The sequence below is a fragment of the Croceitalea sp. P059 genome (assembly GCF_031846365.1).
In the GTDB taxonomy this organism is placed as follows: domain Bacteria; phylum Bacteroidota; class Bacteroidia; order Flavobacteriales; family Flavobacteriaceae; genus Croceitalea; species Croceitalea vernalis.
Genome location: NZ_JAVRHW010000001.1, coordinates 1120429 through 1138645 on the forward strand (window position 1 = coordinate 1120429; position 18217 = coordinate 1138645).

The following is an 18217-nucleotide window of genomic DNA, read 5'->3' on the forward strand; positions in this document are numbered from 1 at the left end:
TAGTGATAAGAGAAAGTAGTTAAAGAATGACAACATTATTAATTTTCACAGTTCTAGTTTTAGTGGCAATTGCAGTTTGGCAAATGACCAAAATATTTGAACTTTCACAACTTAAAGCAGATTCAGCGAATTCTCAAATTGCTAATGATGCTGATAATAGAACCAATGGGTATTTGCTATTTGGTTTTCTAATTTTCATTTATGGTATCACCATATTTAGTTTTGCCAAATATTCCAAAGTGTTATTACCTGAAGCTGCTTCAGCTCATGGTGGCGAATATGATACACTCATGTGGATTTCGTTTGCCATTATCTTTTTTGTGCAAACAATAACTCAGGCATTACTGCATTATTTTGGATATAAATACCGAGGTGAAGAAGGAAAAAAAGCACTTTTCTATGCTGACAATGATAGGTTAGAGTTTATTTGGACTATCATACCTGTGATTGTATTAGCTGGTTTAATTATTTGGGGTCTATATTCATGGACCAATATTATGGACGTCAACGATGAAGATGACCCATTAATTGTTGAGTTATACGCACAACAGTTTAATTGGCAGGCGAGATATGGAGGTGAAGATAATGTTCTAGGAGATGCTAGCGTTAGATTAATTGATATTGATCGCGCAAACGTATTAGGTCTTGATGAATCGGACCCTAACGCAACGGATGATGTCATTGTAAAAGAATTACATTTACCAGTAGGGCGTAAAGTTAATTTTTACATGCGTTCTCAAGATGTATTGCATTCAGCTTATATGCCACATTTTAGAGCACAAATGAATTGTGTTCCTGGTATGATTACTGAATTTTCATTTACCCCAACGATAACAACCGAAGAAATGAGATTAAACCCTGATGTCGTTGATAAGGTTAAACGTACCAATGCGATTAGAGCAGAACAGGCTGCACAAGGTGTTCCAAACAAAGATCCTTGGGAGTTTGATTATGTGCTACTTTGTAATAAGATTTGTGGAAAATCTCACTACAACATGCAAATGAAGATTATTGTAGAGACAGAAGAGGAATATAATAAGTGGATTGCAGAGCAGGGTACCTTCGGAGCATTAATGGCTTCAATGGAATAAAAATTAGGCTAGAAAAAGAAATAAAAATAAAAATTACGGATTATGTCAGCGATTGCACACGAACACGGAGATGGTCATGGACACGATGATCATGGACATCATCATAAAGAAACTTTTGTAACTAAATACATATTTAGTCAAGATCATAAGATGATTGCTAAGCAATATCTCATTACTGGTGTATTGGTTATGGGCTTCATAGGTATTGCAATGTCATTACTTTTTAGAATGCAATTGGCGTGGCCTGGAGAATCATTTTCTGTTTTCCAAGCTTTCCTTGGTAAGTGGGCTCCTGATGGGGTAATGGATGCTGATGTGTATTTAGCATTGATTACAATGCACGGAACAATCATGGTGTTCTTTGTATTAACCGCTGGACTGAGTGGTACCTTTAGTAACTTATTAATTCCATTACAAATAGGTGCTAGAGATATGGCATCGGGCTTTTTGAACATGCTTTCTTTTTGGATGTTCTTTGTGTCAACAGTTATAATGGTTATTTCATTATTTGTTGAAGCCGGACCAGCTGCTGCTGGTTGGACGATTTATCCGCCTTTAAGTGCACTCCCGATGGCCCAACCAGGTTCTGGTATGGGGATGACTTTATGGCTAGTTTCCATGGCGATATTTATAGCATCATCATTATTGGGGTCATTAAATTATATTGTGACTGTTCTTAATCTTAGAACAAAAGGTATGTCAATGACGAGATTACCTTTAACTATTTGGGCATTTTTTGTAACCGCAGTTATTGGTGTAATTTCTTTCCCTGTGCTGCTATCAGCGGCATTATTATTGATTATGGACAGAAGCTTTGGTACTTCATTCTTCCTTTCTGATATTTTTATTCAGGGCGAAGTTTTGCACTATCAGGGTGGATCCCCAGTTTTGTATGAACACTTATTTTGGTTTTTAGGGCACCCAGAAGTTTATATCGTATTATTACCTGCATTGGGTATTACGTCTGAGGTAATGTCAACAAATGCCAGAAAGCCAATTTTTGGTTATCGTGCAATGGTTGCTTCTATACTAGCAATTGCATTTTTATCAACGATTGTTTGGGGTCACCATATGTTTATTTCAGGTATGAATCCTTTCTTGGGTTCTGTATTTACATTTACAACCTTGTTGATAGCTATTCCGTCTGCAGTGAAAGCGTTCAATTATATAACAACATTATGGAAGGGTAATTTACAGCTTAATCCAGCAATGCTCTTTTCAATTGGTCTGGTTTCAACTTTTATTACTGGAGGTTTAACTGGAATAATTTTGGGGGATAGTACCCTTGATATTAATGTTCATGACACGTATTTTGTAGTGGCTCACTTCCACTTAGTAATGGGTATCTCTGCGTTATACGGTTTATTTGCTGGAGTATACCATTGGTTCCCTAAAATGTTCCAAGGGCGCATGATGAATAAGAATTTAGGCTACATTCATTTTTGGGTAACTGCAATTTGTGCTTACGGCGTTTTCTTTCCAATGCATTTTGTAGGTATGGCAGGTGTTCCAAGAAGATATTACGAGAATACGGCTTTTCCAATGTTTGATGAATTAACAAACGTTCAAATATTAATGACTGTATTTGCTCTTATTGCAGGTGCGGCACAATTGATATTTGTATATAATTTTATCAGTAGTATTTTTTATGGTAAGAGAGGTCCTCAAAACCCATGGAAGTCAAATACACTAGAATGGACTGCTGAAATGAAACACATACATGGAAATTGGGATGGACCTATTCCTGAAGTACATCGTTGGGCATATGATTATAGTAAGACGTATGAAAATGGTGAGTATATAATTGAGGGACAAGATTATGTTCCACAGCATATTCCATTACAAGAAAACGAAGAAGAAATGCACCATTAATTTGGTGATACAGCTAAATAAAAAAGCCATCCTTTTTAAGGATGGCTTTTTTATTTGATTAATTTGGCATGGAAATTTCATGATACAGATACTATTGGATGACTTTTTTGATGAAATGGTGTCTAATCCAATGTATCATTTAAAGCCTGTAATAATGAAGAAATATGTTTTAATACTAATAGCTTGTTTACCGATAATGAGCATGTCTCAGCGCAAACCAAAAATAAAAGGGAATAGATCAGTGATAGAAGTAAGGGAAGAATTACCTCCTTTCAATGCGATTGAACTAAATGATAATCTCGATATTGAATTAAAAAAGTCTTTCGGTGAAGGCTATGAAATTATTGCTGATGATAATCTTATCGATATTTTAAAATTTCAAGTCGTTGATAGTACTTTAGTAATATCTTCTTTCTATGATGTAACAGCCAAGAAAAAGCTTGAAATCATTGTTAATTACAAGGAATTAAAAGCTATAACTCAGCGTGATGGAAAAATAGAATGTGAAGATATCATTAAGGCTGACGAATTATATATCAACGTTTTTGGACCTTCCAAGTTAAAGCTTAAAGCCGATGCGTTTGTTGCATATCTGAATTTAGAAGATAATAGTAATTCTGATTTTAGTCTTGATGTGGATTCTTTAGATATTAAAATGAAACATAGATCCGATGCAAAAATTTACGCGGTAACCGGAGCAAAACATGTTGAATTATTGAATAACGCTGCCCTTTCAATAGATGGTTCTACAGATACTTTGCAATTAAAGGCCATTAATAATACTAAGTTCAAAGGCGAAAAAATGCAATCAGGAGGCGCAAATATTGTTCTTGAGCAATCTTCGGTTGCACGTGTATTTGCTACACGTGATCTAGAGCTACAATCAAGAGGTGCTTCAAAAACCTATCTATATGGGGATCCAAGAATCAGTATTCTGGAATTTTTAGATACCTCTCAATTGATTAAAAAGAAAAATTAGAACACCGGTATTATTAAGTTAACCTTACTTTTTAATTAGCTATTGGAGCGGTCATTGAATGTTCGGGTATTCCAAAACCATCGACCAAAGTATTTATATGAGGTCTCAACTCTGTACTTAAACGTTCAACTCTTTGCCGGATCGCCTTTGATTTTGCGCCGCTTAAATACCCATGTTCCAAAAACCAGGTCGCATCCTTTCTTATTACTGATAAACCATGAAGTGCTCCAATTTGATAAAGTAAATCTTTATATGGTCCATCATCGAGTTTTGAAGTAAATTCATAAAACCATTTCATAGCTAATACCTCGCTATAGGCTTTGCCAAGAGCTAAAAGATGTGTTTGGGTTTTTAAGAATGCTTGATAGCTAGGAATCCCTTTTTTAATATAACCACGTATACGCATAGCAGCAGAATCGGTTAATCTTCTTAGTCTGAAATCAAGAGCGTGCAAATGAAATTTCGGGTTATATAAATGAGCTTTATCAACTTTATTTGAATAGGCTGGATTTATGGTTGCCAGTTTATCAGTAAACCGACCTCCTATCAATTTTAAAACACTAACAAATCCACCAGCGTTCAATTCTGATTTGAAATCAGAGAGAACTCCTTTAGCAGCAAGTTGTAATAAAACAGTATTGTCACCTTCAAAAGTTGTAAAAATATCAGTGTCGTTTTTTAAATCAGCTATTCTATTTTCTAATAAATAACCTTTGCCACCACAGGCTTCACGGCACTCTTGGATAGTTCCTGTGGCGAACCAAGTTATGATGGCTTTAAGCCCAGCTACTTGTGTTTCAATTCTGCGTTTATCTTCCGTACTATTCGCATATTCATGCATGGCTCTTTGTAAAACAGTATGATAGACATAGCTTGAGGCAACTTTTGGGATTAATCGTAGTTGATGTGATGGATAATCCATCAGTAAATCTTCTTGAACTTTAATTGAGTCATTAAATTGTCGACGTTGAAGAGCATGTTTTATAGCAATAGTTAAAGACATTTTGGCTCCTGCCAAAGCTCCTTTTGCAACGCATATTCGACCTCCAACCAAAGTCCCTAACATAGTAAAAAAACGTTTGTTAGGGTTTTTGATTTTAGATTGGTAATCACCTTGGTCATCAATTTGGCCATATTTATCTAAAAGGTTTACAACCGGCACCATGACCTGATTGAACCAAATTTTTCCATTATCAACTCCATTTAGGCCTAATTTATAACCATTATCTTCAATTCTAATACCTGGTAAAAGTTCGTGTTTTTCATTTCTTAAAGGGACCAAAATTGCGTGAACGCCCTTGTTTTTGCCACCAACTATGAGTTGGGCAAAAACTGAAGCCATCTTAGAATCTAAAGCATTCCCTATGTATTCCTTGTTGTCATTTTTTCCGGGGGTATGAATAATTAGACTTTGAGTTTCATGAACATATGTTGCAGTAGTTTTTATACCTCGAACATTACTCCCATGACCAGTCTCCGTCATTGCAAAACAACCAAGTAATTTAGTTTCGCCTGTTTCTTTTAAATAATTGTCATGATGATACTTTCTACCTAAATTTTGAATGCTACCGCCAAATAAGCCGAATTGCACTCCAAACTTTATAGCTAGACTACCATCTACAAAAATGAGTTGTTCAAAAATTGATGCGTAGCTTTCAATATTATTTTTACCACCGTATGCCTTTGGGTAAGCCAAAGCTCCCCATCCTCCCGCAGCTAATGTTTGCACCTGTTTTAAAACTATTTTTCTGGCTTTGCTTTTATCGCGAACAACATCCCATTTAAAAACTGGATTTTTAAGAAATTCTTTAAACGTATTAATTTCTTGTAAATATGGTGCATTGACTATAGCATCTATATCGCTACCAGAAAAACGGTCCGAAAAAGCTTGATGAACTACCTCTACATTAAAAAGATGATTATAATGATTTGGTTGAATACCTAGGTGAAGCTCAATATTTTGTAAGCTTTCATTTGCAGTGCAGTTTTTGCAATAAAAACTAGCAACTTTTTGCGAAAATGATTCTAAAGGATAAACTTCACTTTCAATTAATTTGGCATTGCTGTTTGTAATGAGTTGTTGCCAACTTTTGACAAGCTCATTTTTAGGTGGGCTATCTCTTTTTAACCAACTTTTTAGCTTTTGCTTATCAGAATTGGATAAGGAGTTGTCTTCTTCAATAGCAGTTTTTACTACATCTATTTCCGATGTAGATAGTAAATCATCAGACCAAATCACGTAAAAAAATGGGATGTAAGGTAAAATGGAATTACTGTAGTTTGATATATCCATGCGTTGAATTTACAATAAATTCAATGAATTTTTCAAACTCCTTTATTTGAAAATCTTATAGCGGAATTACTTTATCTTTGTTAGGTATGAATGATAATCTTGATCCCACAAACAGTAGTTTCTCTCAGGAAGAGATGGATATTGAAAGGGCTTTACGGCCTATCAGCTTTGATGATTTTACCGGGCAAGAACAAGTATTAGAAAATCTTAAGGTTTTTGTACAAGCTGCTAATCAAAGGGATGAGGCTTTAGATCATACATTATTTCATGGCCCTCCCGGATTAGGAAAGACAACTCTTGCGCATATATTAGCAAATGAGTTAGGTGTTGGTATTAAAATTACATCTGGGCCTGTCTTGGATAAACCTGGGGACCTAGCAGGTCTTTTGACAAATCTTGAAGAAAGAGACGTCTTGTTTATTGATGAAATACATCGACTTAGCCCTATAGTGGAGGAATATCTTTACTCTGCTATGGAAGACTACAAGATTGATATTATGATTGAGACTGGCCCTAATGCTAGAACGGTTCAGATTAATCTTAGTCCATTTACATTAATTGGAGCAACTACTAGGTCAGGTTTATTAACCGCACCTATGCGCGCTAGATTCGGAATACAGAGTCGGTTACAATATTATGGTACGGAATTGCTTTCAACAATAGTTGAGCGTAGCGCCGATATTTTAAAAGTGCCTATTACTAATGAGGCTGCCATTGAGATTGCTGGTCGTAGCCGAGGTACACCTCGAATTTGTAATGCTTTATTAAGACGAGTTCGTGATTTTGCTCAAATAAAGGGGAATGGAAACATTGATATGGAGATTTCAAAGTTCAGTCTAAAAGCACTGAATGTAGACGCTCATGGATTAGATGAAATGGATAATAAAATATTAACTACTATCATCGATAAGTTTAAAGGTGGACCTGTTGGTATTACTACTCTTGCAACGGCCGTATCTGAAAGTGCAGAAACAATTGAAGAAGTGTATGAGCCATTTTTAATACAACAAGGTTTTATTATGCGAACACCTAGAGGGCGTGAGGTTACTGAATTAGCTTACAAACATTTGGGTAGAATAAAAGGTGATATACAAGGGGGATTATTTTAAATGAAAAATTTACCACAGGTTTCTGTTTTTAAGGTTTTAAGAAATAGTGCTCAAATTTTAAAAAACCCACTTCCATTTCATCATAAAAATTTTGAAAAACTAGGAGATACTTTTGAGATTACTACACTAGGAGACGGAAAATTAATTTTTTCTAGAAACCCTGAAGTTGTAAAGCAGGTACTTCAAAAAAAACAAAAATCATTTTCAAAATCTAAACTTCAAACCAAGGACTTAGCCAAATATATTGGTCATGGATTGTTGACATCAGAGGGTGAACATTGGCGAACGCATCGCAGAATGATTCAACCAAAGTTTCATTTAAAAAATCTAAAGTCTCTTTTAGGGATAATCCATCAAGCTATCGAAGACGAGTTAGATGTGGTCGAACCAAATCAAGAACAAGATATTTTTGGATTAATGGGCGATGTAGCTTTTAAGGTAGTTGCAAAATCACTTTTCAATGCGCTTGATATTGATGAGCCTATGGCAAAACTTAAGGCTATCGCAGAAGAAAATCAACTGATGCTTATTAAAGAAATGCGGCAACCTTATCTAAAATGGTGGTTTAAAGTTTCTGGAAAAATTGGGGCTGCTTTAAATAAGTCAGAAATGGCAAGAGAGATTTTAAATGAACTCATAGAACAGCGAATTGCAAGTCAACAGAAGAGTACAGATTTATTGGATATGCTTTTAGAGGCAACTTATGAAGATGGAAGTAAAATGCCTCGAAACCAGTTGATTGATGAGTTGTTTATTTTGTTTACCGCTGGTTATGAAACTACTGCCAATGCATTATCGTTTACTTTATATTTTGTAGCAAAGGATAAGAACTTACAAAACCAGCTTTTTGATGAAGTTTCAAAATTAGATAGCGAAACTATAAAAATGGAAGATTTACAACGACTTTCATTAACGCAATCATCAATTAATGAGGCGATGAGATTATATCCACCAGCTTATTTTATAGATCGTGTAGCCGTGGAAGAAGTTGAAATTGCAGGGTTTCAATTTAAAAAGAATTCATTGGTATTACTGTCTTTATATGAACTGCATCGTTATAAAAATTTCTGGAATAAACCAGCAAGTTATTCGGGTTCACGTTTTAAAGATTTTGAGGATAAAAAGCATAGTGATTACTACTACCCTTTTGGTGCTGGGCCTAGAATGTGCATTGGTAATGCATTCGCGACCTATGAAATGATTATGGTAGTTGCCACGCTTATTAAAAAATATCACATTTCCACTGAAATGGAATCGGTTGAAATTAATCCGATGATTACATTAAAGCCAAAAGAAGTAAAACTTCGATTTAAAAAAAGAAAAAGCCCAAGCATTTCTGCTTAGGCCTTATCTTAAATGATTTGAATTCCCTAGCTCAAAATTGCATTTTCATCAGAGAATTTTCTATAGCTAAAATAGATAGCAGTAACAGCAAAGGCTAATAATGATAGCAACATTGCTGCATACATACCAATATTTATGGTTCCAGCCATTATTTCTTTCACACCTAATCCAATATTAAGTACAGGTATAAAAACTGTTGCCCAAGTAAATTCTATTCCAGGCATTAAGGCCATTACTAAAGGAATTATGATTAGAATAATTATTGGTGAAGCCTTACTTTGTGCTTCTTTAAATGTTGAAGCTCCAGCTACCAGTGAAATGATTAATCCAGCTAGAAAAAGTGAAAAAGGAATTAGTAGCAACAAAATCATAATGATAGATTGAGGATTCAACATCTCGGTTAGCGCCACTTTGAAAGTGTCTGGAATATCATCAATAAAATTTAAGCCAATTATCAATCCTGTTAAGTTCAATAAGGCTGGGATAAACCCTAAAAGAGACGCCACTATGGCCTTGCCCATTAGAACCGAGAATTTTGAAATTGGTAAAGAAAGTGTTGTTTCTATTGTTTTTCTTTCCTTTTCTCCAGTTACCAAATCAATTGCTGCTAATAGACAGCCCCCCCACATAGTTAAAATAAAAATGTAAGGTATAAAACCTCCAATTCTTTTACCAATGAGTTCCTTTTGTTCACCGACTTCGACGAAGTTCTGAACTAGAGGAACCATTTTCTCAGTTGGTATTTGCAAGATAGCAATACGTTGTTCTTTCAACTTTGCGCTATAATTTTCAATTAATTTAGATACTCGTCCATTAATATTGTCTTTTGTGCCATTTCTAAAAACTTGCACATTAGCAGTTGATAAACTATCCATTTGAGTTTGCCAATTTTCAGGAAAGACTAAGGCTGAGCCAATAGTTCCGTCATCTATCAATGTTTTAAAATCTTCGGTTTTTGTATAGTTTGTTATTTGATTTAAAGTGTCTTTCTCAACCAATTTCACAAAATCTGCAGGGGCATTAACAAGACCAATCTTAACTTTTTTCTGTTGGTTGCTTTCTTGAATCATTTGACTCACCTTAATCCCTCCAAACATTAAAATTGGAATTAATAGGGTAGGAAGAACAATTGAATTGATAATTGTTTTTTTATCTCTTAGAAGCTCGGTTAGCTCTTTTTTTACGATTATAAATAAATCTCTCATCTTATGCTTCGTTTACTCGGTTAATGAATTCTTGTGTTAGGTTGTCAGCTTTCATTTCCTTTTTGAAGTTGTCAAAGGAATCATTATAAATAATAGAACCTTTACTAATAATGGCAAGGTCATCACATAATAAATCAACCTCACTCATTATATGAGATGAGAAAATAACAGTTTTATTATTCTCTTTGGATTCTCTAATCAAATCAATAATACTATCTGCAGTAATAACATCTAGACCTGAAGTAGGCTCATCAAAAATCAATACCTCTGGATCATGAATAAGTGTTCTGGCTATGGAAACTTTTTGTTTCATACCCGTACTCATTTGTCCTAGTTTCTTTTTTCGAAACTCATTAATACCTAATTTTTCAAAAAGATATTCTTTACGTTCAGAGTAAGATGGTTCTGGTAATCGGTATAACTTTCCAAAGAAATCTAAAGTTTCATCAGGATTTAGTCTTTCATAAAGCCCCGTAGAACCGGTTAAAAAACCTATTCGCTTTTTAACTTCATCATTACCTTGAGATATATCAACATTGTCAACTACTGCATTACCAGAAGTTGGGTTAATTATACCAGCAATCATTCTTAGTGTAGTTGTTTTACCAGCCCCATTTGGCCCTAAAAGCGAAAAAATTCTTCCTGGTTTACATTCAAATGAAACATTGTTGACCGCGTTGACGGTAACGGTTTCTTTTTTAAAACCTTTCCCTGTTTTCGAGGTAAAAGATTTGGTAAGATTATCTATTCGTATCATGTCGTTGGTTTAATAGAATACGTTAGTTAGTATCTAAAAACAAAAAATGTTACATTTTTTGTTCTACTTGGTTTTATATTTTTTTCCTCTGAACTCTAAATTAACGAAGTTTTTCTTTTTTGATGTGTATTTTAGCTAATAGCTGTTTAATGCCAAAATGAGTTCTAAAGAGACCTATTCAAAATTGATTAAAGACGAGGCCAAACGGCTTGGTTTTTTGTCTTGCGGTTTTTCAAAAGCTGAGTTTTTAGAAGAAGAAGCTCCACGTTTAGAAAGCTGGTTAAATCAAAATATGCATGGTGAAATGTCGTACATGACTAATCATTTTGATAAACGACTAGACCCAACCAAGTTAGTTGAAGGTTCAAAATCAGTTATTTCATTATTATTGAATTACTACCCTCAAGATGAGCAAATAGAGGATACCTATAAGATTTCAAAGTATGCCTATGGTCATGATTATCATCATGTCATCAAATCTAAATTAAAAATTCTCCAAGAGTTTATCTCTGAAGAAATTGGAGAAGTCAATGGCCGAGCATTTGTTGATTCAGCCCCAGTTTTGGATAAAGCTTGGGCAGCCAAAAGCGGTTTAGGGTGGATTGGAAAGCACAGTAATTTATTAACGCAACAAGTAGGTTCTTTCTATTTTATTGCTGAGTTAATAGTGGATTTAGATTTGGAATATGATACTCCGGTAACTGACCATTGTGGCACTTGCACTGCATGTATTGATGCCTGTCCGACTCAAGCTATTGTAGAACCATATAAAGTAGATGGTAGTAAATGTATTTCTTATTTCACTATTGAACTAAAGAATGAAATTCCGAATGAATTTCAAGGTAAGTTTGATGAGTGGATGTTTGGTTGTGATGTTTGTCAAGATGTTTGTCCTTGGAATAAATTTTCTAAACCACATAGAGAACCCTTATTTAATCCCAATGCTGATTTACTTTCAATGACCAAAAAAGATTGGGAAGAAATTACTGAAGATGTTTTTAAAAAGATTTTTCAGAAGTCTGCCGTAAAAAGAACAAAGTTTTCAGGACTCCAAAGGAATGTGAAGTTTTTATCTAGCTAAAGTCGATTCTCTTACGATAAGTTCTGTAGGCATAATAACAGTTTCAAACTCGACAGGTATATTATTTTTTCGATTTTTAATCTCAGATAAAAGTAGTTTAAAAATGAGCTGCCCCATACTAAAGCTAGGTTGAGAAATTGTTGTGAGTGAGGGTGTGGTTATCGAAGATAAAAACCAATTACTAAAGCCGATAACCGAAATTTCTTCGGGTACTTTAATTCCCATTTTCTTAAGCTGAGTAATTAAACCTACTGCTACCAAATCGGTATTGACAAAAACACCATCAATACCGTTGTTCTTTTCAATCATTTTTTTTCCATTTTCTTGACCTTCTTCAAAACTCATTTTTAAACAACTATATACGTTGCTTTCTTTGAAAACAATATTATGTTCAGCTAAGGCTTTTTTGTACCCAAGAAAACGGTCGATTGAGTTTTGCGACATCATTGGCCCTCTAAAATGTGCAATATTTTTACATCCTGTATCTATAAGATGTTTTGTTGCCATGTAGCCAGCCTTTTTGTCGTCTATAATGACTTTAGAACATTCAACTAATTTTGCAATCTTGTCAAACATTACTAAGGGTAGATCTAATGATTTTACTTCATATAGATGATCATAACTAATAGTCTCATCAGCTAAGGCTAATAATATACCGTCAACCTGTTTTTCAATTAAAAATTCAATTCTTTTTTTCTCAATTTGCATTTTCTGATCTGTCTGAAGAATAATGACGACATATCCATGTTTTTCTGCTTCTTCAATAACACCTTTGACTACGCTAGAGAAAAATTGATGAACAATTTCAGGTATTACAAGCCCAATTGTTTTTGATTCTTGTGTTCTTAGATTTACAGCAAAGGCATTGGGTTTATAATTTAATCGCTTAGCCTCTTCTTTTACTCTGGCAATCGTCTCTTTGCTTACATCAGGATAAGATCTTAAAGCCTTAGAAACTGTTGTTACAGAAATATCTAAACTAATAGCAATTTGCTGTAGTGTTGTTCTGCTCATATTCTTTCAAGATAGAGAAAAAATGTCAGTACGACGGAACAAAAACGTTTTCGTTAAATATCTAAACAGAATCCAAAATCTTATAACTAATTTGTGACTTAACTTTAAGATGTTTTTTTTTTAAAATTAAAATTATAATGTTGTCCAAGTCTAAATTTTAACTTTCATGAAGAACCAAGTTCAATTAATAACCTATGTAGATAGAATTGGTTGTAATTCAATATCTGAATTAGAATACATGTTGCAAAGTAAATTAAATGGGCTTTTTGGTGGAGTTCATTTGCTGCCATTTTATTATCCAATTGATGGTAAAGATGCCGGTTTTGATCCAATAGATCATATGCAAATTGATTCTAGATTGGGAGATTGGAATGATTTAAAGAGTTTGGCTAAAACATCAGAAGTAATGGCAGACTTGATTGTGAATCATATCTCTGCAGAATCTTCGCAGTTTAAAGATTTTTTAGAGAAAGGCAGTAAATCTGAGTTTTTCGATTTAGTACTCACAAGGGATAAGGTTTTTTCCGAAGATATTAGTGAAGAAGAAATTTTAAAAATTTATAGACCAAGACCTGGTTCACCCTTTACGAAGTTTCAATTAAAAGATGGTAAAGAGCTGGCTGTATGGACCACTTTTACATCAAACCAAATTGATATTGATGTTAACTCTAACATTGGTCTTGCTTATTTAGAAAATATATTAACCGTTTTTCAGAAAGCGGGCGTTAGTATGATTCGTTTAGATGCGGCCGGTTATGCCATCAAAAAAGCTGGTACTTCTTGTTTTATGATAAAAGAGACTTTTGATTTTATTGATGACTTAACTCAAAAAGCAAAGTCAAAGGGGATAGAGGTATTGGTAGAGATTCACTCGTTTTACCAAACTCAAATTGAAATAGCAAAGAAAGTAGATTATGTTTACGATTTTGCTCTACCAGTTTTAGTACTTGATACTATTTTCAATGCAAATTCAAGCAACTTAAAAAATTGGTTGAAGATTGCCCCCAAAAATGTGATAACCGTTTTAGATACTCATGATGGAATAGGCGTAGTTGATGTAGCATCAGAAGGTAACCGCGCTGGACTAATACCTGATATAACCTTAGAAAAAATTGTAGAACAAATTCACATAAATAGTAAAGATTCAAGCAAAAAAGCTACTGGTGCTGCTGCGAGTAATTTAGACTTATACCAAGTTAATTGTACTTATTTTGAGGCTTTAGGCAAAGATGAAAATGCTTACTTAATAGCTAGAGCTATTCAGTTTTTTGTACCCGGAATTCCGCAAGTATACTACGTGGGATTATTTGCAGGTGATAATGACATGGAATTATTATCAAATACGAATGTAGGCAGAGATATCAATAGACATTATTATAGTCAGGAAGAAATAGATGCTGTGTTGAAATCAAGGTTTTTTAATGATTTTAAGAAATTGATTCTTTTTAGAAATGAGCACTCTGCATTTAATGGCCAATTTGAGGTTTTAGATACTTTAAATAATGAATTACAACTGAAATGGAAGAATGAAGATACTTGGGCCGTTCTAGCTATTAATTTATCAGAAATGAAACTAAATATTACTTTTTCTGATGAAATAGAAAAAGAAAAGGCCCTTTTTTAAAAAGTTCCTAATTTTCATAAAAGATTTTTACAATAATTTCTTTAGATTACAGGAATGTTTTCAATAAAGTTGAAATTTTTGAAACGTTATTGTGCAACTTAATACCAACAAACTTCTGAAGATATGAGCTTGATTAAAAAACCTAGTTTAAGTTTTTGGCAAATTTTTAATATGAATGTTGGATTCTTAGGAATTCAATATAGTTTCGGTTTACAACAAACCGCTATTAATCCAATATTTCTTTATCTAGGTGCTCCAGAAGAAATGTTACCCATTTTAAATATCGCAGGTCCAGTCACTGGTTTAGTAATTCAGCCTATAATTGGCGCAATGTCAGATAAAACGTGGTCACCCAAATGGGGCAGGCGTAAACCTTATTTTCTGATTGGAGCAATAATAGGAAGCATATGTTTGTTTGCTTTCCCAAGTAGTCCAGTTCTATGGTTTGCTGTAGGATTACTATGGATTCTTGATGTTGGTAACAATATGGCTATGGAACCTTATAGAGCTTTCGTAGGTGATAAACTTCCGGAGAAACAATTGAGCCTAGGGTATCAAATGCAAAGTCTTTTTGTTGGGGCCGGTATATTATTGGCTAACGGTTCCATCGTTTTGTTTCAGTACTTATTCGGCGGAGAATCCGTTGAGGTCGCTGGTGAAATTCCGCAATGGCTTTATTATTCATTCTATATCGGTGGAATGCTTTCAATAGCAACAATTCTATGGTCGGTATTTAAAACGCCCGAAATCCCTCCTTCAGATGAGGAATTGGAGAAAATAAATCATGACAAAGGACAACCTTTTGGCGTTCGTGTTGCTAAACCTTTTAAAGAAATTAGTTCTGCGATTAAGCAGATGCCTTCTTTTATGTGGAAGATTGGAGCGGTGTACCTTTTTCAATGGTATGCTTTATTTATTTATTGGCAATATATTACACCCTTGTTCAAATTGACAATGGGCTATTCAACATCTGAGGCGGCCTCGCAATCAGCACAGATGAGTTTAACTTATAATATTGTTACAATGGTTGTAGCCTTAGCTTTGGTGCCCTTAACTCTAAAATATGGAGGTAAAAAGGTTTACGCTTATAGTTTAGTTGGTACAGCATTGGCGCTTTTTGTTATTCCTTTCATCGATGATTCTTTATTAGTGTTAATACCTATGGTTTTATTCGGAATTGGTTGGGCAGCAATGATGGGTATCCCTTACACGATGGTTTCTAAAGTTGTACCTCAAGAAAGAAGAGGGGTTTACATGGGTATTCTTAATATGATGATTGTAATTCCTATGGGTATAGAGACTTTAACATTCGGTCCAATTTATAAATACTTGTTAGGCGGTAATGCTGTAAATGCTATATTGTTCGCCGGAGTATTCTTTTTGATTTCAGCAATACTTGCCACAAGACTGAATATTAGTAAATCAACTTCTGAAATTGAAGCCAAATAATAATTGATTAACAATAACATATTTAGTTTAATACACCAACTTGTGTTCCATTGAATACCCTTAAATTTACGCACTCCAATCCGAAGGTATGAGTAAAGAGAAACAACGCAGAGAGGCATTAATATATCACGCCAAACCGCAACCCGGTAAGATTAAAGTAGTTCCTACAAAGCCATATGCAACTCAAAGAGACTTGGCACTTGCCTATTCTCCTGGTGTTGCAGAACCTTGTTTGGAAATTGAAAAAAATAAGGATGATGTTTACAAGTATACAGCAAAGGGTAATGTTGTCGCCGTTATATCTAACGGAACAGCTGTTTTAGGTTTAGGTAATATTGGCCCTGAAGCTTCTAAACCTGTAATGGAAGGTAAAAGTTTACTCTTTAAAATCTTTGCGGATATAGATGGTATTGACATTGAATTGGATACTGAAGATGTAGATAAATTTGTTGAAACTGTAAAAATAATTGCACCTACTTTTGGTGGTATCAATCTCGAAGACATTAAAGCACCTGAGGCCTTCGAAATTGAACGGAGGTTAAAAGAAGAATTGGACATTCCTGTAATGCACGATGATCAACATGGTACAGCAATTATTTCAGCTGCAGCATTGTTGAATGCCTTAGAATTAATCAAAAAGAAAATTGAAGATGTAAAAATAGTAGTTAGTGGCGCTGGTGCTGCTGCTATTTCTTGCACTAGGCTTTACAAGGCTTTTGGTGCCAAAGGAGATAATATTGTAATGCTTGATAGCAAAGGTGTTATAAGAAAAGACCGAGATAATTTATCTTCTCAAAAAGCTGAATTTGCAACGAACAGAGATATTGCAACTTTAGATGATGCTATGAAAGATGCGGATGTCTTTATAGGTCTTTCTATGGCAGATATTGTTTCGCCAGCCATGCTAACATCTATGGCAAAAAACCCTATAGTTTTTGCAATGGCAAACCCAAATCCGGAAATTGAATATGATTTGGCTTGTAAAACGCGTAAAGACATAATTATGGCAACTGGTCGTTCAGACCATCCCAATCAAGTGAACAATGTTTTAGGCTTTCCTTTCATCTTTAGAGGTGCACTAGATGTTAGAGCAACTAAGATTAACGAGGCCATGAAAATGGCTGCAGTAAGAGCTTTAGCTGATTTAACAAAGGAACCTGTTCCTGAACAAGTAAATATTACTTACGATACAACGCGATTAACATTTGGTGAAGAATATATAATTCCTAAACCTTTTGATCCTCGATTGATTTCAACTATTCCTCCGGCTGTTGCAAAAGCGGCAATGGAGAGTGGAGTTGCAAAAGCACCTATTCAAGATTGGGGTAAATACGAGGAAGAACTTCTGTTGCGATCAGGTAATGACAATAAAGTGGTTCGAATGCTCCATAATAGGGCAAAGGTAAATCCAAAACGAATTGTTTTTGCCGAAGCTGAGCTTTTAGATGTGCTTAAAGCTGCTCAAATAGTTTATGATGAAGGCATTGCAATTCCAATCTTGCTCGGAAATAAAGAAACCATAACTACACTTAAAAAGGAATTAGATTTCAATGCTGATGTAGAGATTATAGATCCAAGGTCTGACGAATCCAATACCGTGCGCACAATGTATGCTGATAAGTTATGGCAAATGCGAAAGCGTAAAGGCGAAACTCGTTACAGTGCTCGGGTAAATATGGGTAAGCGCAATTATTTTGGATCAATGATGTTAGTTGAAGGTGATGCTGATGGAATGATCTCTGGTTATTCTAGAGCTTATCCAAAAGTGCTTAAACCAGTATTTGAAGTAATCGGAAGAGCACAAGGTGTTGGTAATGCATCAACTGTGAATATTATGATAACTGAAAGAGGGCCATTATTTCTCGCTGATACCTCCATAAATATTAGCCCTGACGCAGAAGAATTAGCAGAGATTGCCCAGATGACTGCAAATGTGGCTACTACTTTCGGCTTTAATCCCGTTATGGCTATGTTATCATATACTAATTTTGGATCTTCAAGTCATAAAGAAGCATCGAAGGTAAGGGAGGCTGTTCGTATTTTGCATAAAGAGAATCCTGATTTAGTAGTGGACGGTGAAATTCAAACTGACTTTGCTTTGAATCAAGAGTTATGTCATAATAACTTTCCTTTTTCGAAGTTGGCAGGTAAAAAAGTGAACACCTTTATATTCCCAAATTTGGATGCAGCGAATATTACCTATAAGTTGCTTAAAGGCTTGAATAAAGCAAGTTCAATTGGACCAATCATGGTCGGTCTTAGAAAATCTGTCCATATATTACAATTGGGAGCTAGTGTTGATGAAATGGTTAATATGGCAGCGGTTGCAGTAATTGATGCACAAGAAAGAGAAAAGCGAAAGAAGGCTAAGACTGGAAAATAAAATATAAAATTTATAA

The 18217-nt window shown here is 34.6% G+C and carries 13 protein-coding genes; 9 read left to right on the forward strand and 4 right to left on the reverse strand.

The genetic code is table 11. The features are described from left to right. Positions 1–26: 26 nt before the first annotated feature. From RM542_RS05085 to RM542_RS05095, 3 genes are all read left to right on the forward strand, one after another. A complete protein-coding gene (locus RM542_RS05085; RefSeq protein ID WP_311384630.1) occupies positions 27–1091 on the forward strand; it encodes a cytochrome c oxidase subunit II in 1065 nt (354 codons plus the stop codon). A gap of 42 nt (positions 1092–1133) precedes the next feature. Further along, the gene (locus tag RM542_RS05090) at positions 1134–2963 is read left to right on the forward strand and encodes a cbb3-type cytochrome c oxidase subunit I (RefSeq protein WP_311384631.1); all 1830 of its coding nucleotides are present in this window, start codon (positions 1134–1136) and stop codon (positions 2961–2963) included. A gap of 79 nt (positions 2964–3042) precedes the next feature. Then, complete coding sequence (locus RM542_RS05095) at positions 3043–3942, forward strand: GIN domain-containing protein (protein ID WP_311384632.1); 900 nt, start codon at positions 3043–3045, stop codon at positions 3940–3942. Positions 3943–3973: 31 nt separating this feature from the next. Here RM542_RS05095 and RM542_RS05100 read toward each other — a convergent pair whose 3' ends face one another. Then, the gene (locus RM542_RS05100; protein ID WP_311384633.1) at positions 3974–6235 is read right to left on the reverse strand and encodes an acyl-CoA dehydrogenase; all 2262 of its coding nucleotides are present in this window, start codon (positions 6233–6235) and stop codon (positions 3974–3976) included. Between the two features lie 86 nt (positions 6236–6321). Here RM542_RS05100 and ruvB point away from each other — a divergent pair, with 86 nt between their 5' ends. Beyond that, positions 6322–7344: a Holliday junction branch migration DNA helicase RuvB gene (ruvB, locus tag RM542_RS05105; protein WP_311384634.1), complete on the forward strand. Its 1023-nt coding sequence runs from the start codon at positions 6322–6324 to the stop codon at positions 7342–7344. After that, positions 7345–8688 (forward strand): cytochrome P450, encoded by a 1344-nt coding sequence (locus RM542_RS05110; protein WP_311384635.1) that lies wholly within the window; start codon positions 7345–7347, stop codon positions 8686–8688. Between the two features lie 26 nt (positions 8689–8714). On the opposite strand, the gene RM542_RS05115 is transcribed toward RM542_RS05110, so the two are convergent. Further along, positions 8715–9893 (reverse strand): ABC transporter permease, encoded by a 1179-nt coding sequence (locus RM542_RS05115; RefSeq protein ID WP_311384636.1) that lies wholly within the window; start codon positions 9891–9893, stop codon positions 8715–8717. Between the two features lies 1 nt (position 9894). Beyond that, entirely contained in the window at positions 9895–10650 is a 756-nt protein-coding gene (locus RM542_RS05120) for an ATP-binding cassette domain-containing protein (protein ID WP_311384637.1), read from the reverse strand. A 157-nt stretch (positions 10651–10807) separates the two neighbouring features. On the opposite strand from RM542_RS05120, the gene queG reads away from it, so the two are divergent. Further along, complete coding sequence (gene queG / locus RM542_RS05125) at positions 10808–11731, forward strand: tRNA epoxyqueuosine(34) reductase QueG (protein WP_311384638.1); 924 nt, start codon at positions 10808–10810, stop codon at positions 11729–11731. Here the strand turns inward: queG and RM542_RS05130 are convergent. Continuing rightward, on the reverse strand, positions 11720–12745 hold the full coding sequence (locus tag RM542_RS05130) for a LacI family DNA-binding transcriptional regulator (RefSeq protein ID WP_311384639.1): 1026 nt from the start codon (positions 12743–12745) through the stop codon (positions 11720–11722). The genes queG and RM542_RS05130 overlap by 12 nt on opposite strands. A gap of 166 nt (positions 12746–12911) precedes the next feature. On the opposite strand from RM542_RS05130, the gene gtfA reads away from it, so the two are divergent. From gtfA to RM542_RS05145, 3 genes are all read left to right on the forward strand, one after another. Continuing rightward, positions 12912–14369, forward strand: coding sequence for a sucrose phosphorylase (gtfA, locus tag RM542_RS05135; protein ID WP_311384640.1), 1458 nt, complete (start codon positions 12912–12914; stop codon positions 14367–14369). Between the two features lie 123 nt (positions 14370–14492). Further along, positions 14493–15818, forward strand: a complete 1326-nt coding sequence (locus tag RM542_RS05140) for an MFS transporter (RefSeq protein WP_311384641.1) — start codon at positions 14493–14495, stop codon at positions 15816–15818. 88 nt (positions 15819–15906) lie between these two features. Beyond that, positions 15907–18201, forward strand: a complete 2295-nt coding sequence (locus RM542_RS05145) for an NADP-dependent malic enzyme (protein ID WP_311384642.1) — start codon at positions 15907–15909, stop codon at positions 18199–18201. Positions 18202–18217: the final 16 nt, after the last annotated feature.